This window comes from Mucilaginibacter mallensis (assembly GCF_900105165.1).
Classification (GTDB): Bacteria; Bacteroidota; Bacteroidia; order Sphingobacteriales; family Sphingobacteriaceae; genus Mucilaginibacter; species Mucilaginibacter mallensis.
Window position 1 is genome coordinate 1,545,542 of sequence record NZ_LT629740.1, and the last position, 25,672, is coordinate 1,571,213.

Here is a 25,672-nt window from a genome sequence, read left to right on the forward strand (position 1 = left end):
TGATACAAATACTATTATATGTTGTTCAGCAATAATAGATTGGCAGACTAAAAGCTTGTAAACAAGTTATTACAACCTTTTTAATTTTAATTAAAATGCCTCTATTGATCGTTAATCAAACGATTGTGTAGTGTCTTTTAAAATTTAATTAATGGCTAATATTAACTTGAATAGATTAAAAACTTTATTTATTTACTTATTAATCTTCCAATTATGAAAAAAGCAATTTGTTTAAAACCATGGTTTTCCTGCTGTTATCGGCAGGTATTATCCACTATATCATAGTTACAGCAGGGAACAAATTTAGTGTGGACATAAAATAGATCTGAACCTGAACTTACAAACACAACTTATTATGCAAAAAACTATATATACAATTATTTTAATAATGATAACCCGGAGCCTGTCTTTTGCACAGGTTGACAGTTCTGTAATAAAATCAGTATCCGGTATTCCAGCCATAAAACCGGGCGATACCAAAGTCACTTTTCCTGAAGCGCCAAATGGCTACCATCTGGTTTTGAAAGGGAGCGATCATAACCCTATAATTGACAGTACCGGAAGGGTCGCTAAACCCCTGGTAGCAAAAAATGTAACTCTGTATTTTCAGCTGCTAAGCAATACTAACGATACCTTAAAATATGACGTATCAAAGCAAGTATTTGTGCATGGAAAATATGCGGATACAGGGATTAATCCCCAACCTTTTGTTATCCCCGCATTGCGCGAATGGCATGGCAGCGCGGGCACTTTTGTTTTAACACATGCCTCAAGGATCGTTATAAATATCCGCGATAAACAAGTACTACAAAAGGCAATTGTTATACTGCAAAATGAGCTAAAAGAAGAAACTGGCCTCAACTTAAAAATAGCATCAGGTAAACCCCAAAAGGGCGATATTTATTTAATCCTGCACGAAAAAGACGCCGCCATTGGCGATGAAGGTTATTATTTTGAAGCTGGGAGTTTTATAAAAATCAGTGCACTTGATTATCAGGGCGTATTTTGGGGCACGCGCACTTTATTGCAATTACTTGAACAGAAAAGAACCATCCCCAAAGGCATTGCCCGCGATTATCCCGAATTTAAAGTGCGTGGTTTTATTCTGGATGATGGACGTAAATTTTTCAGCTTGCAATTCCTGCGCGATTACGTTAAATTCATGTCATACTACAAAATGAATGATTTCCAGATTCATTTAAGCGATAATGGTTTCAGGAAATATTTCGGCAATAAATGGGATAGCACTTATTCAGCATTCCGTTTACAAAATGATACCTATCCGGGCCTTACCGCTAAAGACGGCTCATACACTAAACAGGAGTTTATAGCGCTGCAGCAATTAGCCAATGACTATGGAGTACGCATCATCCCTGAAATAGATGTGCCTGCCCATGCGCTCGCTTTTACCAAAGCAGTTCCGGCAATTGGCAGTAGGCAATATGGTATGGATCACCTCGACCTGCACAATCCGCTTACCTATACGGTTATTGAAAACGTGTTTAAGGAATATTTATCAGGCGATCATCCTGTATTTATGGGAAAAGAGGTACATATCGGTACCGATGAATATGATAAAAGAGACGCTGAAGCCTTTCGCGCTTTTACTGATCATTTCATAAAATATGTACAGGGCTATGGCAAAGAGGTGAGGCTTTGGGGCGCGTTAACACACGCGGCAGGAGCTACGCCGGTAACTGTAAAAAATGTAACCATGAACACCTGGTATAATGGCTACGCCAACCCAATTGCAATGAAAAAGCTCGGTTACAACCAGATTAGTACGCCTGATGGCTGGCTGTATATTGTACCTGCCGCCGACTATTATTACGACTATCTGGATACTAAAAACCTTTATGATAACTGGACCCCATCAATGATAGGCGAAGTAAATTTCCCGGTTGGTGACCCCACCATATTAGGTGGTGCTTTCGCAGTATGGAACGATATTGTGGGTAATGGCATCAGCGAAAAGGATGTGCATGACCGTGTATTTCCCGCCATGCAGGTATTATCCCAAAAAATGTGGAATGGTAGTGCTAACATCATGAAGTTTGATGATTTTGAAAGCGCGGGCAAGAAAATAAGCGAAGGCCCCGAAACAAATATACGGGGCAAAATAGGCAAACCTGATCAGCCGTTGGTGGCTTATTTTAATTTCGATAAAAAGGATGAAAGGGTACAACTCTATCAGGCCGACTATGCAAAAGGGCATAAAGGAAACGCTCTGTCGTTTTTAGGAAAAAATAGTATTGCCGAACTACCCTATAAAGAGATTGGTTATGATTATACTGTTTCCTTTTGGATAAATGCAGCTGATAACAATCCTGATAGTGCCATTATTTTTAGATCACCCAATTCGGCAGTAAAACTAAAACAAGGTAGCACCGGTAATTTAGGCTTTTCCAGAGATGGGTATAATTTCGATTTTGGTTATGCTGTACCTACAAACACCTGGACACATATTGTAATTACCGGCACAAACAAAGGGACGAGCCTATACGTAAATGGCCAATTACAGAAGAAGATGTATGACGATTTCATCCAGTTTACAGATAAAGACAAAACTAAAAAGCGCAGATCAGAAACTTTGTTTTTCCCCTTACAGAAAGTAGGGGGCTTTAATGGAAAAATAGATGATCTGCAAGTATGGAACAAAGAATTAACGGATAAAGAGATTGAAGATTTATTATACTGATCGTTTAAATGGTAATAATATCGAACCAGTTTTTAAATTATGAAAATGAAAATTTAACTAATTGACAATAAGGTATTTGTCGCTCATAAAAAAGGAGATGCTCAAAATTGAACATCTCCTTTCAGTGGAGTGGGTGAGGAGTTAGGTCGAACACTTTATTCCTCTTTTATTGATTATTAGTGAATTGTAAACCAATAAGTTATTTATTTTCATGTGTTAGATTTTTTTATCATATTCTCAAACATGCATCTTCAATCTATTTCAGTCAAAAATTTCAGGCGTTTAAAAAAATGTCTGATTGATCTTGAAAAGAAGTCTCCATTTTTGTCGGTTCTAACAATAATGTGAAAACTTCGGCAACTTATATTCTGCATCGTTTCCTTGATCCAAAGCTTCAGTTTACTTTATGGATTGGTCATTGTAAAAGTCACATTTCCTATCCGCCCATCAGCGCCATCGGAACCGGATCGCCCATCCTGGCCATTTAAACCAGCATTCCCATTCGGGTTTCCGCTTCCTCCACTTCCACCCATGCCACCTCTGCCGGCCCTGCCCCCGGATCCACCTTTACCCGGGATACTAATTGCTTTAATCAAGTTTAGAAAGGGTTTCACAGCTGGCGAATAAATAACAGTAATGTTTCCGCCATTACCCCCGGTATCACCATCCTGGCCATTTCCGCCATCCTGACCGTTGCTGCCATCTCCACCCGGACCGGTTACTAAATTAGTAGTAGTGGTAGTTGTACCATCGCCATTGGTGGTGGTTTCTACATCAGCCGAAACTGTTCCGGGCGCGCCCGTTGTACCGGCAAAACCATCCATGCCATTTATACCATCACTGCCATCTGCACCTTTACTTGAAATATCAATCGAACCTCCATTTGTATTGATCCAATAATTATAGGTTTTTTGTGTAGCATCATTTTGTATCTTAATTTTTAGCAATTGAGCATTGATAATTGAATCGTGATAAATATCTGCTGTTACGTTTAAACCGTACCCTGTTCCGCTAGATTGTATGTTGCACTGATAGTTTGCAACATAATTGAGTAAAAAGTTAAGCGTATCGGTTATAGCGGTGTTTTTAGCAAATAAAGCTATTAACTGTATTTTATCATTTTTAATTTTGGTTGGGTCTTTATTGATTTCTAAATCGTCTTTTGATTTCGAAATATGAACACCGTTAAACAGGAAAGTAAAATCTTTTAAATTCTTCTTCACCGGGGCCCACTTGTCAATGAACATTTTGTTATCAAAGTATTTTCGCACACCAAATTGAACATGGTCGCCAGGAGCTTTAGAAAAATTGCCTGTGGTTAAAATATTTATCTTCGTTTCATAATTATAGGGTATTTTTTGACTGAATAACCAGTTTCCTTTACTGCTGAAAAATAAAAAGGATTTTTTTGTGTAGACATTAACTGTTAATGAATCTCCTTTTTTATATCCTTTTCCACTTCCTTTTATTTTAATTTTTCCATTTGAGTAATTGCCGCTATCCACTTCTATTTCATATTTCGACCAATCATCAGCACCATTTAAAAAACCTTTGGTTTGTGATTTTTGTCCCTTGCCAGATATAGCTAAGATACCTATAGGCAACGAATTGCCTTTTATGCGTAATACAGCCGGATCGTATTCAAGAAGATATTTTTGCGTGTCTGCTTTTGCGTTATTAACCTGCGATTGAGCAAATATCGGTAAGCACCAAATTAAAGAGAGAAGAACTGTAATAAAGAATTTCATAGGTGTCGATAGGGCTAACTAACCTTCGTTAAAAGTAAGATAAGTAAATGCCGAAAAGGTTTAAGTAAAGGCTGAATTAAAATGTTCTGGTTAGTTACAGGTTTTGCAAGGACAGAATCCACCGATATTCGCTAACTTCCGATATCATCCATACAAAGGCTTTTGAATAATCTTTCCCATACTGTTCCCACAGATCGGTTATTTAGTGGACCTTAGCCTATAAATATCGCAGCTTTAGAGGGTGATGTTAGGCTGAAATAGATAAACTTACGGCACGGATCAAATAGTAAAACCTCCCGGAATGTTCAGCTATAACACCCTTAAAAAAATGCTTGTTTTGAAAATAACTGATTGCGTTATATTGGTTATCCTCTTTATAATTATTCCAGAATCATGTGAGACCGTGAGTAATCAAATACGACAGTATATCTGCTAAGCAGCCCTGCACCTATTTTATCAGCCCCCGATACTCCATCCAGGTTGTGGAGGATGTACTTACCTATCTGAAATGTTTCTATTTTTCCCTGTACAATCGTAAACTTTTGTCCAACACCGACACCCCCAACTACCTCTTTTTTAGGACCGGTAGACACGTTTAGCAAATTCTCGTTAATTACATCGGAAGACCCTGTATCAATCGCATAATCTTTTTCCACAAGGGCACGGCCGTACACCTTTACCTTAGCCTTAAAGTGCGGTATCTTTTTGAAAAAGCTGATCGGTACAACCGAACCTTTTCCCTTGTAATGATAACTCTCCGGTTGATATAAACGGATAACTTTATTTTTATAATTTATCTCAATAACATACTTCAAAAAGAAGTCATAACCCAAGAGTCCATCAAGCTTTTGCCCCGGCACAGCATTGGACAGATTAATAATATCCGATCGGGGAACCAATGTTTTTATATCCTTAAGCTTATATGTAATGCTATCACAGTAACTAACCTTGACAGCCCCCGTACCCGCGCCATGAATAATTCCGTCGCCTGAACCTGTTAAATGAAGTGAGTTAACGATTGACGAATCGACTACACAAACACTGGAGCCGCCGTCTAAAATAAAGCGACAGTATGCCGACCCGTTAACTGAAACAGGTACGTAGATCAGGTTATCAATCGTTTCAAAATGGATTTCAGCAATCCACCTGTTTTCAACAGTTTTATTGTGAACAAAGGTCTTTGCAATGCTTAAAGGCCCGAAAGCCTGGCACAAGACCGCGACCACAATAAATATGATTTTTTTATTTTTTTTCATCTTAATTTAGTTCGCGGTAGGTGTTATCACTACACTCCTAAATTAGAAAATAATTTTAAAAGCCTATAGATTTTCATCTATAGGCTTTTAAGAATCTCTCCCATGCCGTACCTATTATGGTTTAAATGTGGTCTCAAAGGCTCCGATTTCCAATAATTTTATAGAGGATTTACAACTATTAATTGACCTGGCGGTACAATAAAGGCCGATTTCGAAAATGGCGACGAGAATTTTTAAAAACCATACATACCACCCGAAACGGAAATTTGCTCACCCGTAATCCACGCTGCATCATCGGAAGCCAGGAATACGACAGCTTTTGCAATATCTGCGGGCTGGCCTCTGCGGCCAAGCGGTGTTTTCTCCACAAACATTTTTTCATACTCACTTCCGGCAGTTACACCTGCACTGACTGCACCTTCTGTTTCTGTAGCGCCCGGTAAAATAGAATTGATACGAACATTCTTTGCACCCAGTTCTTTTGATAACGCAATGGTAAAGGCATCTAACGCCGCCTTAGTAGCTGAATATAATGAGGCATTAGGAAGAGGGTATTTGCTTGCACCCGAACTGATATTGATAATATTGCCGCCCTTAGCGCCAAATAATTTCAAAGCTGCCTGTATAGTGAGTATAGACCCTAACACATTGACGTTGAAACTCTGATGAAAATCTGCTACTGAGATTTGTTCAATAGGTGCGTATCCCTGAGAAACCGCGTTGTTAACTAAAATGTCCAGGCCTCCGAAAGCCTTCTTTGTTTCTTCAAACAGCCTGGTTACATCTGCTTCATTGGATACATCGGCCTGCACAGCGATGGCTATACCACCATTTTCGGTTATTTCCTTAACTACTTTGTCAGCGCCTTCTTTACTTGAGGCATAATTTACAACAACCTTTGCGCCTTCTGCCGCAAAATGTTTTGCGATAGCTGCACCTATTCCTTTTGAAGCACCGGTAACTACCGCTACTTTGTTTTTTAATTTACTCATTATTCCTATTTATTAATTAATACATTTTTTGTTGACATTCATTGAATCGTTTGATTTCAAATTCTTCAGGATTTTTCCGTTCTGAATCATATACAAAGGTGCGGTACTGTAACGAACTGCGTGTTGATATGAATCATTAAATATGCTTGATATAGGTCAATTCAAGATGATGGCCTATATTACATTAAGTTGATAACAAATTGTAAAATAGCAACTTAAGGTAGAGGTAAAAAACCAAAGTGGCAGAAAGCCAGACCGACACAACGGCATATATCCCATTAGTAATTAATTTTTTTGCATTCAGGAAGATATATCGATGAGGGTTTATTTAGATACCGAATTCATCCTTTCATACAGATCTATTTAAAAGAGTTTTTCTTTAGCCTGCTCAACGTTTCCGGGGATAAACCCAGATAAGAAGCGATCATGTTTTGCGGGAACCGCTGTAGAAATTGCGGATAATTGCTGATCAAATCCTCGTAACGCTCTTCAGCCGTATAGCTTATAGCGGCCTGCATTCTTTTCTGGTTTGCAATGGTGTAATTTTGACTGATTACGTTCGCCATCGATGAAAAGGCAGGTATATGTTTGAGATACTCCTCAATTTGAGCATTGGTTGATTGCAGAACCTCCAGATCCTCCAGCGCTTCAATATTAAACCGACTTGGCGTTAACAGGTAAAAGCTTTCAAAATCGGCCAGCCACCAGTTTTCCAAAGATAATTTCAGTATATGTTCATGCCCTTTTTCATCTACCGTAAAGGTTCTGGCAGATCCTTTTACAATGAACCCTATATTTTTACATACGTCTCCTTCCTGTAAAAAGTATTGCCGTTTTCGAAGTTTTTTGGGTTTGAAATGCTCCATCAACAAATGCTTATCATCTTCTGAAAGCAGTTTGCCTGATATTTCTTGAATGTAATCGAAAAGCGCTTCAAAATTGGACATCGTTCAAGTATATAATTATGCGCAATTTACTCAAGCTGCCTGATAAATCCCTGCTTCATGAAGAAACAGAGATTTAAAAGAAGCTTATACTGTTGAAACATTTATTTAGTGTGTATTGGTGAAACCACCGTTAACTTATAAACGGTCATATTGCCTTTGAGCTTATGAATTTAAAGACCGTCCATTCGCTCATTAAGCCTTGGGGCTTATGGGCATCTCGGAGGCCAGGGCCAGTGCTTGCGTGTCGATATACTCCCGGATGTTCGTTATTTTGCCATTCCGAACGGTGATGTCGAAAACCCAGTCGTCTTTGAACGCCTTATTTGTGGCTTTGATTTTTCCTGTAGCGACGCCGATGACGAAAACCCGTTCTCCCTGCGCCACGAAATCGGGGGGCTTAGGGTATGTCATTTCCACCTCTTCGGACGCCTTCTGAAGTACCTTCGCCAAACCTGCGTGCCCGCGGTGCGTGCCAGCCAGTGGCCAGTCCTTACCCGGAATGATCCACTCAATCTCTTCGGCTACCAGTGCCAGCAGGCCTTGTTTGTCGCCGCCGCCAATTGCTGCAAAAAAGTCTTGCACAATCTGGACATTCTCTTGTGTTATTTTGTCTTTCATCTTTTTTGAAATTTGCGATAACGATTTATCAGTCGAACTTGACCAGGTCCTGAAATATCAGTTTACCCCAGCTGTTTCCGTGCGCCTGCACCAGCAGTCCGCCTTCCGAAAGCCCGCCAAGTTTGACTGGCGCGAAACCGAGATTTTCTGCAAGCGCACCAATCTCCGCTGCTGCCCCGTCGTCATCGCTCGCCAGGAATACGACTCTCCTGCCACCATGTACGGCCGGGTCCTGGTCAAGAATGGCAGCCCCCAAATGGTTGAAGCCCTTAACCAGTTTTCCGCCAGTGAAGGACTGCGCCACGAACCTGGCAGAAGGCAGTCCTCCCATCTTCTCAATGGGCACGCCATAGGCATTGGTCACATCAACAATGGTCTTCTCCTGCCAGGTTTGAAGCACTTTTGCGACATCCGGGTGCGATTCGAAACGCACAGCCAAAAAGATGACGTCCGCCTTGACGGCTTCCGCCAGTGTTGTGGGAATGATCCCCGATCCGATGGCGGCCGCATCGGGTGCAAAGCTTTCCGGGTCGCGCGTGGTTGCAACGGATACTTTGATGCCGTTGCGGGCAAACGCCTTGGCCAGGGCCTGGCCGATCTTGCCGAAGCCGATAATTGCGTAGCTCGCAGCTTTATTTTTTGAATTACTCATTTTGATTTTTTTTTTAATTATTTAATGGCACATTTATAAACCCGCGCTGCCGTTGGGTCAATTACTTAGATAAATAGGTCATTCCACCATCAACAAGGATTTCAGCACCAAGCATAAACGAAGAATCATCAGAGGCCAGGAAAACCGCTGTTTTACCAATGTCAGCAGGCTGCCCGATCCTGCCTATCGGCATTTGATCTGCAAAGTGTTTTTTTACCGCTTCCATTTGTTCTGCGGGAACAAATTTGTCGAACGCCGGGGTATCTGTGGTACCTGGTGTGATCACATTTGCCCTGATCTTCCGATCTAAAAGGTCGCTCGAAAATCCTTTGGCCAAATAAATGACGGCTGCTTTTGCCGCGCCATACAGCGTAAAATTCGCATAGGCCCGATGTGCTGCATTTGACCCGATCAAAATAATAGAACCACCATCATTCATATATGGCAATGCTTTTTGGACCGTGAAGTAAACACTTTTTAGGTTCAGGTCAATGGCCTGGTCAAATGCGGCTTCGTCAAAAGTGGCTACAGTTCCTACCGCTCCGGCACCCGCATTGGCTACAACCACATCTATTTTACCAAATTTTTCAGCTGTTTCTTTAAACACGCTGCCCAGGTCGGCAACATTGGTTACATCGGCATTTATGGCTATAAAATTACCGCCAAGCTGAGCCACAGAACTATCTAAAGTTTCCTGATTTCTGCCGACAATAACTCCTTTAGCACCTTCATTTTTAAATTCCTGGGCAATGCCAAACCCGATACCGCTATTGCCGCCGGTAATAACTGCTACTTTATTTTTTAATCTATTCATTATTTCTTTTTTTAAAGATTGAGTGACAAAAGTCGACTATTAAAGTTATCTTTAGTAACTTTGTACCGAAAGATAACAGTAACATAAAGGTAACAGAGTAACATTGTGATGTGTCAGATTAAAGATTTGCAAGAGCAAAGGAAGAAAAAAGAGAGCCGTTCAAAATTCAATGGACGCGCTAATGGGAGGTAGTGTTTTTTCCGAAACATACGAAGGGCTTTAAAGTATCTGTCTAAAAAAATCCTGTGAACAGGATATTGAAAAAATGTATCTGAAACCAATGTTAATACCTCAATATGAGGTCTTAAAAAAAGCCCTATTGAATTAAACAACAGGGCTTTCCGGATTTTGTTTTTTATTTAAATAAAGGGGGATTTGCAGCTTTGTACTGAAAAATAGCAGTATCATCTGTATAACAAAGTAACGTTATGAGTTGTAAAATAGAAGAGTTTCAACAGGAACAAAAGAAAAGAATGAGAGCCGTTCAGGATTCAATGGACGTGCTGAACGGGAAATGGAAGATCTCTATTATTTCGTCTATTTGCTGTTACGGGAAAAGGCGGTTTTCCGATATTTTGAATGATGTAGAAGGAGTTTCTAACAGAATGTTAAGCAAAGAATTAAAGGAATTAGAGATAAACCAGTTGGTAAAACGAACCGTTTTAGATACACAACCCATAACGGTTCAATATGAACTTACGGAACACGGCAATACGCTACAAACCATCATCAGTAATCTTACAGATTGGGGAATTGTACACCGAAAGAAAATTGTCGGGAAATAATATTCGTTCTTTGTTGGGTGTCGTCCTACCATTTCCGCCAATAACCTGTTTGCCGACTATGCAGGTACAGAGGTCGGCAGTGCGCAAATACGCTTTTTGAGCATTTTTAAGTAATAGGTCCGAAATTTTAACGCTTTAGTAATAGTGCCACGTAAATAACTGATCTATATGTCGTTATGTCTCGCTAGAATAGCCGCTTAAAAAACGTTCTTTTCAAACTTTGCCCCCTGATTAAGCTAATATTCGGGCAAACTTAACCGAACATCTTTTTTATTAAAAAGAGGCCCTCCCTTCTCGGGACGGCCTCTTTGTTTTATTTAAGTGTAATTGTTTACGACTAATTGTCCTTTATCCTTAAGTAACGCTGTAATGCAGCATAACCTATGGTTGCTGGTATATTAACACCTCCGGGGATAACAATGCAGCGGAACTGGTGTGCATTTGAAATACCGCCATATGCATTTAGGCTGCTCACCAGGCGGATCTCAAGGGTGCCCGGTGTGGCAAATGCGGACCATGTATCTATATTAGCCGCACTACCATCCATATAAGTAATAGAAATAGGTAATTCTGATACCTGGTTGGTAGGCCATATGCTTGAAACATAGCCGTTTAATTTTCCATAAGTGATCACGGTGCCATTGTCAAGTATTGACTGTGTAATGGCAGGAATAGCTTCTTTAGCTGAAAAACCGTACACTCCGAAAACTGTATCCTTTTTGTAAGTAGGGGGGGTAAACCAATCGGTGTACATAACATTGGCAGTGCCCGGAGGGCCCTGTAACGATACAGGAGTTCCCCACCCGGAAGAAACTTTAGGGCCGTACAAAAGATAGCTGGCATCATCAAGATAATAATCACCCAGGCTGCCCAATGAGGTTGCAGGCGCGCCAACCCCGCTCAGCGTTTTGCTGCCGGGCGTACCTGCTGCGCCTGTAGCGCCGGTTGCACCTGTAGCACCAACGAGTGAAAAGCCAGTACCCCAGCCCGAGGTGGTTTTAGGGCCATACAGTAATCCAGTTGAAGTGTTTAGGTAAAAATCGCCGTTAGCGCCCGTCGTTGTCAGCGGCACAGTGGAGCCGCTGTAAATCACGCTTCCGTTTTGTCCGTTAGCGCCAGCAGGCCCTGCCGGACCAACCACACCCTGGGCGCCCTTAGCTCCAGTTGAACCTTGCGGCCCAACTGCGCCGTCTTTACCGCATGATGCTGCAAACAGCATAGCTGCTGCAAGCAGTAGTAAATAATTAATTTTTTTCATGAAATTAAGTTTTAAATAGCTTGTTAAAAATATTTACAAGAGAGATTGAGCCGATAAACTGTAGTAAGCTGCGTCTCTCATCAGGTACAAAATTGAACAACAGGCCGGGAAAAATAATCAGGACATGTACGTGATTTACAGCGTAATAATACGTGATACTATTCACGTATTTCCGCCCAAGCTGTCCGTAGACTGTGTCTATAGAGAATTATGTATGTAGTCTGCGACTATATAAAATAAAAAGCCCTCAGAAGTTAATCTAAGGGCTTTTTTGTGGAGTGAGTGGGGGTCAGGTCGAACACTTAATTTCTCTTTTACTGTTGATTAGTTAGTTGAAAATCAAATAGTTAACTTACTTCTATTTGTTAGATTTTGTTTTTTAACTACGTTTTTTTAGCGATAAGTAATCGATAAATATCAATTTAATAAAAAATTTAACAGCAAAAATGTTCGACTGTCGAACACACCTTGATTTACAGGTTGTTATATTTTATTGCTGTGCAAATTGTTGATTTACAACTTGTTGTGCTTTTTGTTATTTAAGTCGTCTTTCAATTTTTACATGCCAAATAATTATTGAAGGTATTTCTTTGCGAAACAACAAAACCTGTGACAAATGTCACTTTCAAATTGTGTCATATGGCTTCGTTGCAGCAGGCCTTTAATCCTCAGATTTGTTTCATGCAATCGGCTTACGGTTGCAACAGATCAAAAAAACAAACAATAATTTAAAAACAAACAGGAGGGTAACATTATGCCATTTGCACGCATTGATTTACTAAAAGGAAAAACAGCTGAATATCGCGCCACAGTTGCCGATATCGTTTACAAAGGAATTGTTGATGTATTAAAAGCACCGGACGGGGACAAATTCATTGTCATTAACGAAAAGTCACCGGAGAATTTGATCTACGATAAAAACTTTCTCGGCTGGGACCGTTCACCGGATTTTATGCTGATCCAGGTAACCAGCACTGTCGGAAATAACATAGATTCGAAACTTGCCTTTTTCAGGTATATTTCTGACGAACTAAGAAGGCAATTAGATGTTCGCGCTGATGATGTGATGATCAACATGGTGTTCGTTGACCGCTCGGATTGGTCATTCGGTGACGGTCAGCCATGGTAATAAACAATGTAATAACTAACCGAGGGAATTAGCCCTTAGCCAATTCTTTCGGTTGCTGATCATTATTCAAACAACTAACAATCGAAATGGAAATAACTAAAGTTTGGTTTATTACAGGGGCATCTCAGGGATTGGGCCTGTTCCTGGTCAAAAAATTATTAGATAGGGGCGATAAAATAGCCGCTACCTCACGCAACATACAAGCGTTGCAAGCGTCAGTCGGCGAAACTAAAAGTGATCAGTTTCTCGCTTTGACTGTCAATCTCAATGACGGAGATTCGATCAAAAAATCTGTTCAGGAAACTATAGCGGCGTTCGGCAGGATCGATGTGTTGGTTAACAATGCCGGCTACGGCCCGGCAGGTGCAGCAGAAGATATTTCGGAAGCTGATATTCGTAATATTTTTGAAGTTAACGTTCTTGCCGTATTTAATGTGACCAAAAGCATTTTACCTGTCATGCGTAACCAAGGATCAGGCCATATCATTAACATGAGTTCGATACTTGCGTTTTCAGCAGCACCTGGCTGGTCCGCGTATTCTGCTACTAAAGCAGCAGTATCAGCATTTTCAGAGGTGCTGGCCTTGGACGTTGAAGAATTCGGTATTAAAGTTACCATCGTTGAACCTTCGGGGTTTCGCACGAATTTCCTGTCAGGTGGTTCTTTAGTTTTCAGGGAAAGTAAAATTGACGGTTATAAGGCAGTTAAAGAAACGCACCAACGTTACCTGTTAACCGACGGTAAACAAGCGGGTGACCCCGGCCGCGCAACAGACATCATTATAGCCACGGCTAATGAAGAAAAACCTCCATTGCATCTTTTTCTCGGAAAGAACGCGTATGACAGGGCTTCGATAAAACTTCAGCTAATGACGAAAGAGGTTGAAGCGCTAAAATCGATTTCGGTTTCTGTAGACTTTCAGGAACAATAAGGCATAATTGAATGCAAACTCAACCAAAAAAATCCATTATTAATTATCATCACAACTAAAAAAAACATATTATGAAAACAGTATTAATTACAGGTGCGGGTACAGGCTTCGGGAATGAAGCCGCAATGAGACTTGCAGAAAAAGGATTTGACGTTATTGCTGCGGTAGAAATCTACGCGCAGGTACAGCCACTAAAACGCCAGGCGGTAGCACGTGGAGTGGATATTAAGGTGGTGAAACTCGATGTCACCAATGAAGGCGACAGGAAAAAGGCACTCGCATGGAACGTGGAAATATTGGTTAATAATGCCGGTTTATTGGAGGGGGGGTCTGTAATTGATATTCCCGGTCTGAATATGCGAAATCAATTTGAGGTAAATATTTTCGGACCATTACTATTAACACAGGGTATCGCCAAGCAGATGGCTAAACGCGGTGAAGGAAGAATCGTATGGGTATCTTCACGTGAAGGTGTAAATGTAAATCCGTTCACCGGGATTTATGCTGCCTCCAAGCATGCTACAGAAGCAATTGCCCAAACGATGAGTTTGGAACTCCAGGAATTTGGTGTAGAGGTATTTACTGTAAATCCGGGGCCGTTCCTTACCGGCTTTAATGATCGCGGTTTTCAAACCTGGGAAAGCTGGATTGATGAGCCCGGTGATCGTTTATTTGATTACTCAAAGCTTGCGTTTCCAAGGGCGCAGTTTGACCCTGAACCGGTTTTCGCGACGTTGACAGCTGTTGCGGCAGGTGAAGTTGAAACTTTCCGTAATCTCGAACCACACTCAATGCTGGAAGAAACGAAAAGGAATATCGAAAATGTTTGGTTGAAAAAGAGCAGGGAAGGCCTCGGCACACGCCCGGCTGCACTTCAAGCGTCTTTCGATATGAAGCCTGAAACGCCGGTTTCAAAATGATATGGATTACTAAAAGCGCCTCAATTTGTGAATTTATAGATTTAAAATACTACGGGTGTTAAGCACCTGAAAACACACGCGTAGTATTTTATATCTGCTTGATTATTAATGTTACATTTTGTGTCGTTGATTCATCAATTCCATCATATAACATGGTAAAAATTGAATACTCACAATCATTTAGCGTTATGGCGCTCATTTAGTAAGGAAACTTTTACGTCTAACAAGCGCGGGTCACCAACTTAGAACTACCTATGTGTAGTAAAACTCTTCCTTAACCGGCTCACTGTTTCCCTTGATACACCTAAATACGAAGCAACCATATGCAACGGTACCCGATTAAAAACACTCGGATAAGTTTTTTGAAATTCGATGTATTTCTCTTCGGCGGATGAACTGATTAACGAGTATATCCTGCGCTGACTGGCTTCATAACTATTAGCCATAAGTGTTTCCTGAAACTCTTTTAAAACCGGGATAGTCAACATCAACTCTGTCCATTTTGCCTTGGTCCAGATAAGTACCGTACTTGCCGCCAGCGCTTCTATATTAAATAGGGAAGGTTTCTCACGATTGTAGCTCTCTACGTCCGTTACCCACCAGGTATCTACGCCAAACCTGAATGTATGCTCCCTGCCATCGTCGCCAAAACGATATATGCGCAAGCATCCACTGGTAATAAAACAGTTGATTAGCCACGTCTCTCCGTCTTGCAACAACGGTTGCCATTTACGGAGATTCCTTTCCACACCGGCGGACCGAATCAGCTCCAGGTCTTCATCCGTGATTTCTATGTGGCTACGCAGGTATTTTGCAAAAACGTCGGACATCTTAAACAAATATAACAAAAGCGTTCACATCTCCATAACATACATTTATCACCCATATCAGTTTTTTATAAAAAATGTTTCGGCTGAGCAACTCATCAATTGATAAGGCAGAATGTTGAAACTCGATTGTGATACCTTGCGGAGTTTGTATGTCCGACCGATGAAACTCGCCGGTAATCTCATCCCTAAATACTTTTTCACGCCACTCTTTGGGAAAATGGTCTTGCCAATCGAGGTGCCATTGCGTCATTGGTTCCCACCAGGCATCGCAATCTATACGTTTCAGATGGGCCCAATGGTGAATCCTGACAGCGCCGCACTTAGCGGTAACCGGATGGCCGCATGCTGGGCAGAGGCCTTTTAGGCCGGTCTCAGGGGTCCTCGTTTCCCAATTTACATTAGCATAACGGATCATATTAAGCTCAGGTCAAATATTCATTCTAAATAATATGTAAGTATAAAGATGATTAAAATTGATAAAATTACGGTGCCACTACCTGTGTGTCAGTCAATAATTTCATTTCAAGTTCTTTACTGTGCAGAAAGGTTGAGCAAAATGGGTCTTACTTCGCTACAAACTGCTTTAAACAGGAATAACAAGGGGGCGATATTGGTCATAAAGTGCTTTTCGTTCATCTACTTTTGCAAAAAGTATTTGATACAATTTCTCAAATTCCTGAATTTTCCATGATTCCGTATTTTCCGGAAGAAAGGCGATTCGATGTCGCTCTAAAAATACTTGAATTCCTGTAGTGACAGTATAATCAATGAAAATACCATGCTCCGGTAAAACGAATTGCGAAGAGAAACAATGCATCGGTTTCCTCAGACCATTGATCTTTACTGCCGGGTGTTGGTAGGCCTGGTGGCCAATCCTCGTGCGCCATGCCGAGACCAACTGCCCAATCGAATAGTTGATTGATTACAGGCGCTTCCGATGAACGGCTTAAACTTATAGTAGCATGATCTAAAGATTGTTCAAAAGCCATTCTGTTAAAAGCATTAAAACAGTAGCAGATCGCCCACAGAAAGGCAAGAAAGTTTTCCTGCAAAACTATTTCACGAGTGGCCGGATCAGCATAAGGTGTTTTTATGGGTTCATTCAGAACATCAATTCTTATTCCCGGATTCAGTGCGCCGCTTTTGATCGCATCATTTAACCTCATAGCCATTGCGCCCTGTGCGAAATGATTGGTAATTTGGTCATACAAAGTGGCAATTGGCGAATTCACTTTTAAATTTACACAAAATAAATGAGCTTTTTTTTGATTGATGACAGCACCCCTTGTAGCAATGTTTTTGTAAATTCGTCTAAATGAGTATCCCGATTAACCATCATTATGTAAGCGAATGCCTGATCAGAAACTTTTATAATGACACAGAACGAAAGATATATCTTTACGATAAGCAACAACATCGACACTTCTTTAATTCCGGAACCAAACGAATATTTTCACAGCCACATGATAACACAACCATCGTCGATGATAAACTTAGCTTTCATATCGAAACCGAATTAAATACCCATTTTGAAAAGGACTTCCCTCGTCATTACCGACGGCTTTGTAAATTCGCTGAAGGCAATTATCATTTAGATATTCAACCAGATGTCGCCTATATAGCTAAAATGGGTATGATCGGCGACATGCGTAATACCCATACAAAGGCAGGAATCGACAACGCTTTATTTGAAACGTTCGAGCAAATATTTAGCCGCGCAACCCTCGAACTTAGCGAACAATGGGAGGCCGCAAAAAATGATCATATCGGTTTCAAAATGCACACGAACTCCAGCTATCTTGAAATCGCCGAACAAATGTTTGAAAGGATGGGTAAATTGGAGATTATGATGAATGAGACCACACCATTTCGGCGCAAGTCGTATGCAAAATGGTATAATAAATACCTCCAACCAGTAGCGCACCTATAGCCCGAAAATTTACCTTTGACCCATTAAAGTGTTCGTCCGTTGTCTTTAATAACTTTTGTCCCATGCTTTCTCTGGCGTTATGAATGCTTTTCATTAGCGGGCTATCGGCAGTTAATTCCCAAAGAATTAAGCGCTGCATATCCTTGTCAGAGGAAAAAATAAGTAAATTGATTTTGAAGTATTGACGTTATTAAGTCTTTGCTTCCTGGATAATTATTCGATTTTATCAGGTCATTTATTTTTTCTGTGAATAAAAGCCAGTAATCGTTTTCTACCACATATGCTTCTATCAATTGGTTTAGTCCACCAAAATAGCGGCCTATCAGCTTTCTGTCTACTCCAGCAATCCTGGCAACTTTACTGGCACTTTTTAAAGCTACAAAACCTTCTGTTTTGATGATTTCTCCAACAGCCTGTACCAACTTCCTTTTAGTAAGTTCTTTATTTTTAATGTTTTGAAGCGGTTCGTTGTTTTTCATAATGATTGTTAGGTTTAGGTGTATAATGAATTAAGCGTGGTCGCTAATATGGTTGAGCATTTAATAGCGGGCTTTAAATCTGCTATAAGCTAACCTGATTGCAATAAAAGAATGTTCCCTTCTTTTTTCGGCTGAAGAAAACGTTGTCCGTATTCAGTTTTGTAACGATGTTCCGATAATACGGTCAAATTTTCTTTATTCCATTGCTGGTCGGTGTAATCTTTCCGCAGCCAAATTGACCATTCCTGCCAATACCTGCCATTCTCGTATTTACGCAGATACCAAATGATAGCGGTTAAAAAGTTAATAGGAGATTCTACAAAGAAATCCCCTTGTTTCTTAATCCACTCGCGGTTCAGACCTAATAAGATGGTGCGGGATGCTTCGGTAGCATCGGTAATATCCTCCATTGATTGCGGGTCAAGCGGGTTACAGCGGTGCGTTCTTGACAGGTCGTCAAAATTGATCAGGTAGAATTTGGGTTTGACTTTATAGTTCTTTTGGTATTTCTTCAGCTTGTTGTAGGCGATCTTCGTTAAGTCGTCAAATTTAAAATCATAGATGAACATACTAAAACCTTTCTTCAGATGCTGGTCGATCACATGCCGGATAACAAAATAAGATTTACCGGCTCCGGGCGTACCCACCACTAACAGACCTCGGAACGGGTTAATAAAATTGATCCAACTGTTGCGGACTTTACCTTTCAGACTGTATTTGGCGGGCAGGTTAACTGAGTATTCATTTTCAAGCAGGCGTTCTTCCTGCGGGAAAGTTTCATTTTCAGTATTGAAAATATCTTTTTGCAGGTTTAGCTTTAATAAACGGGATAGTCGGCCACCGCCTGTTAAGATGAGCAGGTAGCCTAAGCTGGTAATACCGATGTAACTGATCGCTATAATTGTTGCAGTGGCGTTGAGATAAAAGCATAGCACACCCATAAAATATAAGAGCAGTCCGGCACCGATGTAAATAGCGACAGTATCTTTCCTAATCTTCTCGTCCTTTTTGCCTTTGGCACCGATTAGGGAAACAAAAAGCAATAGCAAAGCAGCCAGCTTGGGTTTAAGCATTCCTATAAAGAGGCCGGTCTTGCTGATATTCATTGCCATACGGTTAGTTATTTCCGCTGTCCAGTGCCAATGCTGAAAAGCTGCAAAGCAACTGATATAGAAATGAATGCATAAAATAGATAAGCTGATTAGCCGTGTAAAATCAATGATCTTTCTTAGTCCCTGTATATCTTCACCTGTTTGCATAGTCGTATTTTTAATGTGTTAAAGGATGATTAAAGGCCCATGCCCTTGCGTCTTTTGCCTTTCTTTCGTGGTAATAAAGGGGCACTATCGCCTTTGTTCGGATTACCCAAAAGAGATTGCAACAGGTTATCCGATGCCTGGGATAATAAGTCTGACAGGTTTATTTTCGGTTCCCTTTCCAATAAGCAACCTCCCGCCATTTGGTTACAAAAAAGTTGGTGAAGGTAAAGAGCGGACACTGGAAATCGTTGAGGAACAGGCTAAAATAGTACTATTTATTTTCCAGAATTATTTGCGGAATGTTCCTTTAAATATCATTAAGGAGCAAGTATTTGAAATGGGCTTCAATCGAAAAGGGAATATGGCAATAGAACGTGTTCTTTCGAATCCTGCTTATGCCGGTTTGGTTAAAGTAAAACAGTTCAAGGAATACCCCGGAGGAATTTTTCCGGCAAGGCATGAGCCTATTATTGACAAGTTGACCTGGGACACAGTTCAGAAAAAAATGGAAAAACCGGATAGGAGTAAAAAAACTCTCGACGATGAAATTCCATTGAGGGGTGTGTTAAAATGCCACTGTGGTCAGCCTTTGTCCGGAGCTCCTTCCCGAAACAGGAAAAATCATTGGTACTATTATTATAAGTGTAAGTTTTCCAAGCACCTTAATCTCAGCGCCGTTAAGGCGCATGATCAGCTTCTTCAAATTTACGAGCTGATGAGTTTGCCAATGAATGATATCAGGTTTATTAAAGAAAGCGCAGAAGCTTCATTGAATGATAAATTCAAACAGAATCAGGAGGCCGCTAAACAAAAAAAAGAAGATTTGGAGAGGGTACAAGAGAAGCTTTATGCAGTGGAGGAGAAGTGGATAAGTAACCAAATTGGGCGTGATACCTATGAACGTTGGTCTTCAACCTACAATGGCGAAATATTTACCCTACGGGCCACCATTGAACAATTGAGCAAAAATATGTCTGAAGGATTTAAATTGTTCCAGGATCATATCCACAAGCTTAATGACATGAGGGGTATTTATGAATTATCAGATACAATCAGAAAACGCGCCCTGGTTTCTACCGTGTTCGACAGCAACTTGTACTACCAAAATGGCATCTATCGAACACCCACTATACTGCCTGGTTTGGATCATAACTATCTGATAATGAAAGAAAAAGGACTGCTTGAAATAGAAAAAAAAAGGGATAATCTAACGATTATCCCTTCGGGTGGAGCCGGAGGGATTCGAACCCTCGTCCAAACATGGTATAAGGTAAGCTTTCTACATGCTTAGCTTCTGTTTAATTGTAGGGAAGGGGAAGGCCAGTTGCTTGCCTGTACCGTCTTCCTTAGGTGCTTTGTTTCGCCAGCTATGCACACCATTAAGCAGGCTATTTTCATCTTTCGATGCCCCTGGTGCCGATCCGATGAAACGGAAAACCGGCGGGACAAAAGCTTGCTAAATTCTAAATTAAGCAGCTAAGGCGTAAGTATTTTCGCCATTTGTAAGTTTGAGCGTTCAGATTTAAGCGCTAATTCACCCAACGCGCTGCATGCTTACTTACTTATCTCCATCCTGTCAATTCCGGTCGACCCCATTTTTTTAGTTAGACCCTTAGAAAGAGTAAAGCTTACAAAAGTACAGTTTTTAGCCGGATGCTACAACGTTTAGAAAGACTTTTGACTTTCTACTTTTGACTTTTAACTTAAATTCTCCCCGGATAAACTTTCAATGCTTCCTCTAAACAAATCATTGCGTTCTTTATATCATCAATATTCAAAACGTAGGCCATTCTTACTTCGTTAAGTCCGGCCCCTTCTGTGCTATAAAAGCCTGTTGCAGGTGCCATCATCACCGTTTGGTTATGGTAGCTGAACCTTTCTAGCATCCACTGGCAAAATTTATCAGCATTATCAATGGGTAGTTTGGCCACCACATAAAATGCGCCGCCCGGGTTAGGGCAATAAACGCCCTCCATTTTATTAAGCGCGTTAACTATAGTATTACGGCGGTTGGTATATTCCTTGTTTACAGCTTCAAAATAGGCATCAGGAGTATCAACCGCTGCTGTACCGGCAATTTGTTCCACCATGCCGGGACTCAGCCTTGCCTGTGCAAATTTTAAAGCCGCTGTCCACACTGCTTTATTCTTGGTTATTAAACAGCCCAGGCGTGCTCCGCAGGCACTATAACGCTTGCTTACGGTATCAAGCACTATTACGTTCTGTTCCAATCCCTCCAGATGCATAGGCGAGGTAAAGGTTTGCCCATCATAACAAAACTCACGGTAGGCTTCATCCGAGAACAGGTACAGGTCATACTTTAAAACCAACTCTTTCAATGCTTCCAGTTCCTCTTTTGAGTACAGGTAGCCGGTTGGGTTATTGGGGCTGCAAATAAATATAGCCTTTGTTTTTGGCGTTATCAGTTTTTCAAATTCGCTTATTGGGGGTAGGGCAAAACCATTTTCAATGTGCGATAATATAGGTTTCACCACAATATCGCTCTGACTGGCAAAGCCATTATAATTTGCGTAGAAAGGCTCAGGAATGATCACCTCATCACCCGAGTCGAGGCAGGTCATCATGGCTATGGTGATAGCTTCGGAGCCTCCTGTAGTTACTAAAATATCATCGGCTGCTATGTTATAGCCCAGTTTATTATAGTAAGTAGTTAGTTTTTCACGATAGGTTAATGTGCCTTCGGATGGGGTATAGGCCCATACTTTAAAGTCGATACCTTTAATGGCATTAAGCATGCCCGCAGGCGTTTCAATATCGGGTTGGCCGATGTTTAAATGATATACCTTTTTGCCATCTTGTTTGGCTTTATCGGCAAATGGGGTCAGTTTTCTAATAGGCGAAGCGGGCATCCGCTCACCTTTATGCGAGATCATTGGCATGGGGCAAAATTAGTAAAAAGAAAATACTGTTAATCTTTAATATTGTTTGTTAGGTTTTTGTGTTTAAAATCTGACAATTTATTTTGTTAACCCACCCTCTTTACCGCTTGCGGTAGAGAGGGTGGTCCAGCGCAGCGCAGACCGGGTGAGTCGGCGGAGCGCGTCGAAGTTAATATTTGGGCGTTGCCTGCGGCCCGTGCTATCCGCTCATACTACACAGGCCTTAAGCGCGGGCCTGCACTGAGGCTTTCGAAGTGGCCGGTATCCGCTGCTATCACTAACGCGAACTTCGCCGTGCTCCGCCAACTTACCCCGACTTCGTTACACTTATCGACCCTCTCTCCGCTTCGCACAAAGAGGGTTGGATAAAAAAAGCTTATAAAACAAAAAAGGCCCCGTTCTACGGAGCCTTTTAAATATCGGTTACTAAAAACTTATTTACCCGCAGTTGGTGGTGTAGTGGTCGCCGCCGCTGGAGCAGGGGCTGCCTTTGCCACAACTTCGCCAACTATGTATAAAATTTTTGTTGGTGTTTTAGCATTTGATGTTACTGTAATGCCTTTGTTAAAAGGATAGGCAGCAGCAGCATTATAAGTGATTTTTATCTGGCCTGTTTCGCCGGCTTTTACTGGTGTTTTAGTATAATCAGCAATGGTACAGCCACATGTAGGTTGCACATTTGTTAAAATAAGAGGCTCGGTACCAACGTTAGTAAATGTGAAGATTGTGGTAACTGGCGTGCCTTGTGGTATTTTACCAAAATCATGCTTTTCTTCGTTGAATTTAAATTCAGCTTTTTGGTTATCTTGTGCCGATGCAGTAAAGGCAAAGCCTATAATAACTGCGCATAATATTAAGATCTTTTTCATGTTGGTTATTTGATTCATACAAATATATAAGGTTTAATCTAATTTAAAAACTATTATAAAAACTGAACGTTTTGAATGAAGAATGTACCAATTACAAAATAGAATTTTATAATTTTACCGACTAAACAAATTTGATATGCCCGAAACTGCATTACATAGTGCCGGCAACTTTGGTGATGTTGAACTCAGTTTTGATGATTTCAAAAAGATTGTGATCAACGATTACCGTGTGGGTTTTGAGAGCCGGCAAGCCAGTATACTTGGTCGCCGCGAAGTGCTTACGGGAAAGGCTAAGTTTGGCATATTTGGCGATGGAAAAGAAGTGGCCCAACTGGCTATGGCCAAGGCGTTTAAGCCCGGCGATTGGCGCTCGGGTTATTACCGCGACCAAACCTTTATGTTTGCCACAGGGATGAGCAATCTGAAGGAATTTTTTGCACAACTGTATGCTACACCCGATATTGAAAAGGACCCGGCATCAGGCGGCAGGCAGATGAATTGCCACTATGCTACGCGCTTCGTGAATCCCGATGGTAGCTGGGTAAGCCAGGCCGAAACGATGAACTGCGCGTCGGATATTTCGACTACGAGTGGTCATATGCCGCGCTTATTGGGCCTTGCATACGCGTCAAAACTATATCGCCAGAACAATGAACTGGAATATTTAAAGCAATTTTCAGTAAACGGTAACGAGGTTGCCTTTGGTACTATAGGCAATGGCTCAACTTCCGAAGGCTTGTTTTTCGAAACTTTTAACGCCGCCGGTGTATTACAGGTGCCTATGGCCATCTCTATCTGGGATGATGCCTATGCTATATCTGTACCCGCCAGCTTGCAAACTACGAAGGAAGATATATCCGAAATATTAAAAGGTTTCCAATGTGAAGAGGGTACCAACGGCTACGAAATATTTAAAGTACGCGGCTGGGATTATGTAGCCTTGTGCGAAACCTATGAGCGCGCGATAAGCATCTGTCGTGAAAAACATGTGCCGGTATTGATACACGTTACCGAAATGACACAGCCGCAAGGGCACTCTACCTCAGGCTCGCATGAGCGCTACAAGAGCAAGGAGCGCCTGGCATGGGAAAATGACTACGACTGCCTGGTAAAAATGCGCGACTGGATGATATCATCGGCCATTGCAACACCTGAAGAACTGGATGAGATGGAGGCGGAGGCTAAAAAGTTTGTGCGTGAATGCCAGCGTGAAGCCTGGAACGAACGTGCCGATGAAATTAAGATCGAATTGGATGAAGCGGCGCTGGCTATTGAGCAATTGGCGCATAATGTAGCAGCCGAAACGGAATTAACGGCTATCGCCACAGCATTGCGCTCGGTAATTGACCCGGGGCGTAATGATATTGTTTCATCAATACGTAAAACACTACGCTTAACGGTTAAAGAAAATACACCTGAAAAACAAGCACTAATTAGCTGGCTTTATACTGAAAATGAAAAGAATACCGAGCGTTATAACTCCAAACTATTTTCAGGAACACCATATTCGCCATTAAATGTGCCGGTTATTGCAGCTGAGTACGATGATGATGCCCGTTTAATTGATGGTCGTGAGGTATTAAATGCCTGCTTTGATGCCAATTTTGAGCGCGATAAAAGTATTGTTGCCTTTGGCGAGGATGTGGGTGCGATAGGAGACGTTAACCAGGGCTTTGCCGGCCTGCAAAGCAAATACGGCGACCTGCGTATAGTTGATACCGGTATACGCGAAGCAACCATTATAGGGCAGGGTATGGGCCTCTCCATGCGTGGTTTACGCCCTATAGCCGAGATACAATATCTTGACTACCTGATATATGCCATGAACGTGATCAGTGATGATCTGGCCAGCTTAAGCTACCGTACCAAAGGTGGTCAAAAAGCGCCGGTTATTATCCGTACACGCGGGCACAGGCTTGAGGGCATCTGGCACTCAGGCTCACCAATGGGCATGATATTAGGCGGCATGCGTGGTTTGCATATTTGCGTGCCCCGTAATATGACCCAGGCTGCCGGTATGTATAATACCTTATTAAGAGGCGATGAGCCTGCATTGGTTATAGAATGCCTTAACGGTTATCGCTTAAAGGAAAAATTACCTGCAAATGTGGGTGAGTTCACCGTACCGCTGGGTAAGGCTGAAATTATGCGCGAAGGTGCTGATATTACTGTAGTATCTTACGGTTCAACCCTGCGTATTGTAATGGAAGCGGCCGAAGAGTTGGAAAAAATGGATATCCATATCGAAGTGATCGACCCGCAAACGCTGTATCCTTTTGATACGGATAATATCTGCGGCAGTTCATTAAGAAAAACCAATAAGTTGCTGGTTATTGACGAGGATATTCCCGGTTCAGGATCAGCCTATATTCTGCAAAGGATATTGGAAAACCAGAATGGCTATTATTCGCTCGATTCTCAGCCTAAAACATTAAGTGCTAAGGACCACCGCCCGCCATATGGCTCTGATGGTGATTATTTCAGCAAACCATCACATGATGATGTGATAGAGGCGGTATATAATATGATGAACGAGACCAATCCCGGGAAATATCCGGCGATTTATTAATGAGTGATGGAGTGAATGAGTGATTTAGTGAATATAAGAGCTTAAATAGTTCAGCATTTTCATCATCGCAATATAATCTTTGTGCCC

General features: G+C 41.4%; 21 protein-coding genes, 1 other RNA gene and 2 pseudogenes. 8 read left to right on the plus strand and 16 right to left on the minus strand.

Features of this window, described 5'->3' with window-relative positions; translation table 11 throughout:
• The first annotated feature begins 355 nt into the window (after nt 1–355).
• Nucleotides 356–2,698 carry a family 20 glycosylhydrolase gene (locus BLU33_RS06240; protein ID WP_197684571.1) on the plus strand — a complete coding sequence of 781 codons (2,343 nt, stop codon included), beginning with the start codon at nt 356–358 and terminating at the stop codon, nt 2,696–2,698.
• A 404-nt stretch (nt 2,699–3,102) separates the two neighbouring features.
• Here the strand turns inward: BLU33_RS06240 and BLU33_RS06245 are convergent, their stop codons facing one another.
• From BLU33_RS06245 to BLU33_RS06275, 7 genes are all read right to left on the minus strand, one after another.
• Entirely contained in the window at nt 3,103–4,446 is a 1,344-nt protein-coding gene (locus BLU33_RS06245; protein WP_091370406.1) for a hypothetical protein, read from the minus strand.
• 380 nt (nt 4,447–4,826) lie between these two features.
• Nucleotides 4,827–5,702: an aspartyl protease family protein gene (locus BLU33_RS06250; RefSeq protein ID WP_091370408.1), complete on the minus strand. Its 876-nt coding sequence runs from the start codon at nt 5,700–5,702 to the stop codon at nt 4,827–4,829.
• Between the two features lie 233 nt (nt 5,703–5,935).
• On the minus strand, nt 5,936–6,694 hold the full coding sequence (locus BLU33_RS06255) for an SDR family NAD(P)-dependent oxidoreductase (RefSeq protein ID WP_091370410.1): 759 nt from the start codon (nt 6,692–6,694) through the stop codon (nt 5,936–5,938).
• A gap of 359 nt (nt 6,695–7,053) precedes the next feature.
• Nucleotides 7,054–7,641 carry a Crp/Fnr family transcriptional regulator gene (locus BLU33_RS06260; RefSeq protein WP_091370411.1) on the minus strand — a complete coding sequence of 196 codons (588 nt, stop codon included), beginning with the start codon at nt 7,639–7,641 and terminating at the stop codon, nt 7,054–7,056.
• A 192-nt stretch (nt 7,642–7,833) separates the two neighbouring features.
• Nucleotides 7,834–8,259, minus strand: coding sequence for a nuclear transport factor 2 family protein (locus BLU33_RS06265; RefSeq protein WP_091370413.1), 426 nt, complete (start codon nt 8,257–8,259; stop codon nt 7,834–7,836).
• Between the two features lie 28 nt (nt 8,260–8,287).
• Nucleotides 8,288–8,911 carry an NADPH-dependent F420 reductase gene (locus BLU33_RS06270; protein WP_091370415.1) on the minus strand — a complete coding sequence of 208 codons (624 nt, stop codon included), beginning with the start codon at nt 8,909–8,911 and terminating at the stop codon, nt 8,288–8,290.
• Between the two features lie 61 nt (nt 8,912–8,972).
• Nucleotides 8,973–9,725, minus strand: coding sequence for a glucose 1-dehydrogenase (locus BLU33_RS06275; protein WP_091370417.1), 753 nt, complete (start codon nt 9,723–9,725; stop codon nt 8,973–8,975).
• A 428-nt stretch (nt 9,726–10,153) separates the two neighbouring features.
• Between BLU33_RS06275 and BLU33_RS06280 the strand changes: the two genes are divergently transcribed.
• Nucleotides 10,154–10,510, plus strand: coding sequence for a winged helix-turn-helix transcriptional regulator (locus BLU33_RS06280; protein WP_091370419.1), 357 nt, complete (start codon nt 10,154–10,156; stop codon nt 10,508–10,510).
• A gap of 337 nt (nt 10,511–10,847) precedes the next feature.
• On the opposite strand, the gene BLU33_RS06285 is transcribed toward BLU33_RS06280, so the two are convergent.
• Nucleotides 10,848–11,768 carry a collagen-like protein gene (locus tag BLU33_RS06285; protein ID WP_091370420.1) on the minus strand — a complete coding sequence of 307 codons (921 nt, stop codon included), beginning with the start codon at nt 11,766–11,768 and terminating at the stop codon, nt 10,848–10,850.
• 754 nt (nt 11,769–12,522) lie between these two features.
• On the opposite strand from BLU33_RS06285, the gene BLU33_RS06290 reads away from it, so the two are divergent.
• From BLU33_RS06290 to BLU33_RS06300, 3 genes are all read left to right on the plus strand, one after another.
• Entirely contained in the window at nt 12,523–12,897 is a 375-nt protein-coding gene (locus BLU33_RS06290; protein WP_091370421.1) for a tautomerase family protein, read from the plus strand.
• Between the two features lie 86 nt (nt 12,898–12,983).
• Nucleotides 12,984–13,829 carry an SDR family oxidoreductase gene (locus BLU33_RS06295; RefSeq protein WP_091370423.1) on the plus strand — a complete coding sequence of 282 codons (846 nt, stop codon included), beginning with the start codon at nt 12,984–12,986 and terminating at the stop codon, nt 13,827–13,829.
• 71 nt (nt 13,830–13,900) lie between these two features.
• A complete protein-coding gene (locus tag BLU33_RS06300) occupies nt 13,901–14,749 on the plus strand; it encodes an SDR family oxidoreductase (protein WP_197684572.1) in 849 nt (282 codons plus the stop codon).
• Nucleotides 14,750–14,997: 248 nt separating this feature from the next.
• On the opposite strand, the gene BLU33_RS06305 is transcribed toward BLU33_RS06300, so the two are convergent.
• From BLU33_RS06305 to BLU33_RS06315, 3 genes are all read right to left on the minus strand, one after another.
• The gene (locus tag BLU33_RS06305) at nt 14,998–15,579 is read right to left on the minus strand and encodes a Crp/Fnr family transcriptional regulator (RefSeq protein ID WP_091370433.1); all 582 of its coding nucleotides are present in this window, start codon (nt 15,577–15,579) and stop codon (nt 14,998–15,000) included.
• Nucleotide 15,580: 1 nt separating this feature from the next.
• A complete protein-coding gene (locus BLU33_RS06310; protein ID WP_091370435.1) occupies nt 15,581–15,994 on the minus strand; it encodes a competence protein CoiA in 414 nt (137 codons plus the stop codon).
• A gap of 349 nt (nt 15,995–16,343) precedes the next feature.
• The gene (locus BLU33_RS06315; protein WP_091370436.1) at nt 16,344–16,811 is read right to left on the minus strand and encodes a hypothetical protein; all 468 of its coding nucleotides are present in this window, start codon (nt 16,809–16,811) and stop codon (nt 16,344–16,346) included.
• 83 nt (nt 16,812–16,894) lie between these two features.
• Here BLU33_RS06315 and BLU33_RS06320 point away from each other — a divergent pair, with 83 nt between their 5' ends.
• Nucleotides 16,895–17,509: a DUF4238 domain-containing protein gene (locus tag BLU33_RS06320; protein WP_091370438.1), complete on the plus strand. Its 615-nt coding sequence runs from the start codon at nt 16,895–16,897 to the stop codon at nt 17,507–17,509.
• A 146-nt stretch (nt 17,510–17,655) separates the two neighbouring features.
• On the opposite strand, the gene BLU33_RS06325 is transcribed toward BLU33_RS06320, so the two are convergent.
• On the minus strand, nt 17,656–17,988 hold the full coding sequence (locus tag BLU33_RS06325; RefSeq protein ID WP_091370440.1) for a TetR/AcrR family transcriptional regulator: 333 nt from the start codon (nt 17,986–17,988) through the stop codon (nt 17,656–17,658).
• 251 nt (nt 17,989–18,239) lie between these two features.
• A pseudogene (locus tag BLU33_RS06330) lies at nt 18,240–19,247 on the minus strand (YWFCY domain-containing protein); the annotation flags it as partial.
• Between the two features lie 133 nt (nt 19,248–19,380).
• Between BLU33_RS06330 and BLU33_RS25680 the strand changes: the two are divergent.
• Nucleotides 19,381–19,701 (plus strand): annotated as a pseudogene (locus BLU33_RS25680) (hypothetical protein); the annotation flags it as partial.
• 770 nt (nt 19,702–20,471) lie between these two features.
• Here BLU33_RS25680 and ssrA read toward each other — a convergent pair.
• From ssrA to BLU33_RS06350, 3 genes are all read right to left on the minus strand, one after another.
• Nucleotides 20,472–20,841: a transfer-messenger RNA gene (ssrA, locus tag BLU33_RS06340) on the minus strand.
• Between the two features lie 109 nt (nt 20,842–20,950).
• Complete coding sequence (locus BLU33_RS06345; RefSeq protein ID WP_091370442.1) at nt 20,951–22,147, minus strand: pyridoxal phosphate-dependent aminotransferase; 1,197 nt, start codon at nt 22,145–22,147, stop codon at nt 20,951–20,953.
• 434 nt (nt 22,148–22,581) lie between these two features.
• A complete protein-coding gene (locus tag BLU33_RS06350) occupies nt 22,582–23,016 on the minus strand; it encodes a DUF1573 domain-containing protein (protein ID WP_091380261.1) in 435 nt (144 codons plus the stop codon).
• Nucleotides 23,017–23,152: 136 nt separating this feature from the next.
• Here BLU33_RS06350 and BLU33_RS06355 point away from each other — a divergent pair, with 136 nt between their 5' ends.
• Nucleotides 23,153–25,585 carry a thiamine pyrophosphate-dependent enzyme gene (locus tag BLU33_RS06355; RefSeq protein WP_091370444.1) on the plus strand — a complete coding sequence of 811 codons (2,433 nt, stop codon included), beginning with the start codon at nt 23,153–23,155 and terminating at the stop codon, nt 25,583–25,585.
• Nucleotides 25,586–25,672: the final 87 nt, after the last annotated feature.

Coding starts and splice junctions, on each gene's coding strand:
- BLU33_RS06265 (WP_091370413.1), bottom strand. CDS start 8,259: ATGAAAGACAAAATAACACAAGAGAATGTCCAGATTGTGCAAGACTTT.
- BLU33_RS06310 (WP_091370435.1), bottom strand. CDS start 15,994: ATGATCCGTTATGCTAATGTAAATTGGGAAACGAGGACCCCTGAGACC.
- BLU33_RS06350 (WP_091380261.1), bottom strand. CDS start 23,016: ATGAAAAAGATCTTAATATTATGCGCAGTTATTATAGGCTTTGCCTTT.
- BLU33_RS06305 (WP_091370433.1), bottom strand. CDS start 15,579: ATGTCCGACGTTTTTGCAAAATACCTGCGTAGCCACATAGAAATCACG.
- BLU33_RS06245 (WP_091370406.1), bottom strand. CDS start 4,446: ATGAAATTCTTTATTACAGTTCTTCTCTCTTTAATTTGGTGCTTACCG.
- BLU33_RS06240 (WP_197684571.1), top strand. CDS start 356: ATGCAAAAAACTATATATACAATTATTTTAATAATGATAACCCGGAGC.
- BLU33_RS06280 (WP_091370419.1), top strand. CDS start 10,154: ATGAGTTGTAAAATAGAAGAGTTTCAACAGGAACAAAAGAAAAGAATG.
- BLU33_RS06325 (WP_091370440.1), bottom strand. CDS start 17,988: ATGAAAAACAACGAACCGCTTCAAAACATTAAAAATAAAGAACTTACT.
- BLU33_RS06285 (WP_091370420.1), bottom strand. CDS start 11,768: ATGAAAAAAATTAATTATTTACTACTGCTTGCAGCAGCTATGCTGTTT.
- BLU33_RS06250 (WP_091370408.1), bottom strand. CDS start 5,702: ATGAAAAAAAATAAAAAAATCATATTTATTGTGGTCGCGGTCTTGTGC.
- BLU33_RS06260 (WP_091370411.1), bottom strand. CDS start 7,641: ATGTCCAATTTTGAAGCGCTTTTCGATTACATTCAAGAAATATCAGGC.
- BLU33_RS06320 (WP_091370438.1), top strand. CDS start 16,895: ATGAGTATCCCGATTAACCATCATTATGTAAGCGAATGCCTGATCAGA.
- BLU33_RS06275 (WP_091370417.1), bottom strand. CDS start 9,725: ATGAATAGATTAAAAAATAAAGTAGCAGTTATTACCGGCGGCAATAGC.
- BLU33_RS06345 (WP_091370442.1), bottom strand. CDS start 22,147: ATGCCAATGATCTCGCATAAAGGTGAGCGGATGCCCGCTTCGCCTATT.
- BLU33_RS06300 (WP_197684572.1), top strand. CDS start 13,901: ATGAAAACAGTATTAATTACAGGTGCGGGTACAGGCTTCGGGAATGAA.
- BLU33_RS06295 (WP_091370423.1), top strand. CDS start 12,984: ATGGAAATAACTAAAGTTTGGTTTATTACAGGGGCATCTCAGGGATTG.
- BLU33_RS06355 (WP_091370444.1), top strand. CDS start 23,153: ATGCCCGAAACTGCATTACATAGTGCCGGCAACTTTGGTGATGTTGAA.
- BLU33_RS06255 (WP_091370410.1), bottom strand. CDS start 6,694: ATGAGTAAATTAAAAAACAAAGTAGCGGTAGTTACCGGTGCTTCAAAA.
- BLU33_RS06290 (WP_091370421.1), top strand. CDS start 12,523: ATGCCATTTGCACGCATTGATTTACTAAAAGGAAAAACAGCTGAATAT.
- BLU33_RS06270 (WP_091370415.1), bottom strand. CDS start 8,911: ATGAGTAATTCAAAAAATAAAGCTGCGAGCTACGCAATTATCGGCTTC.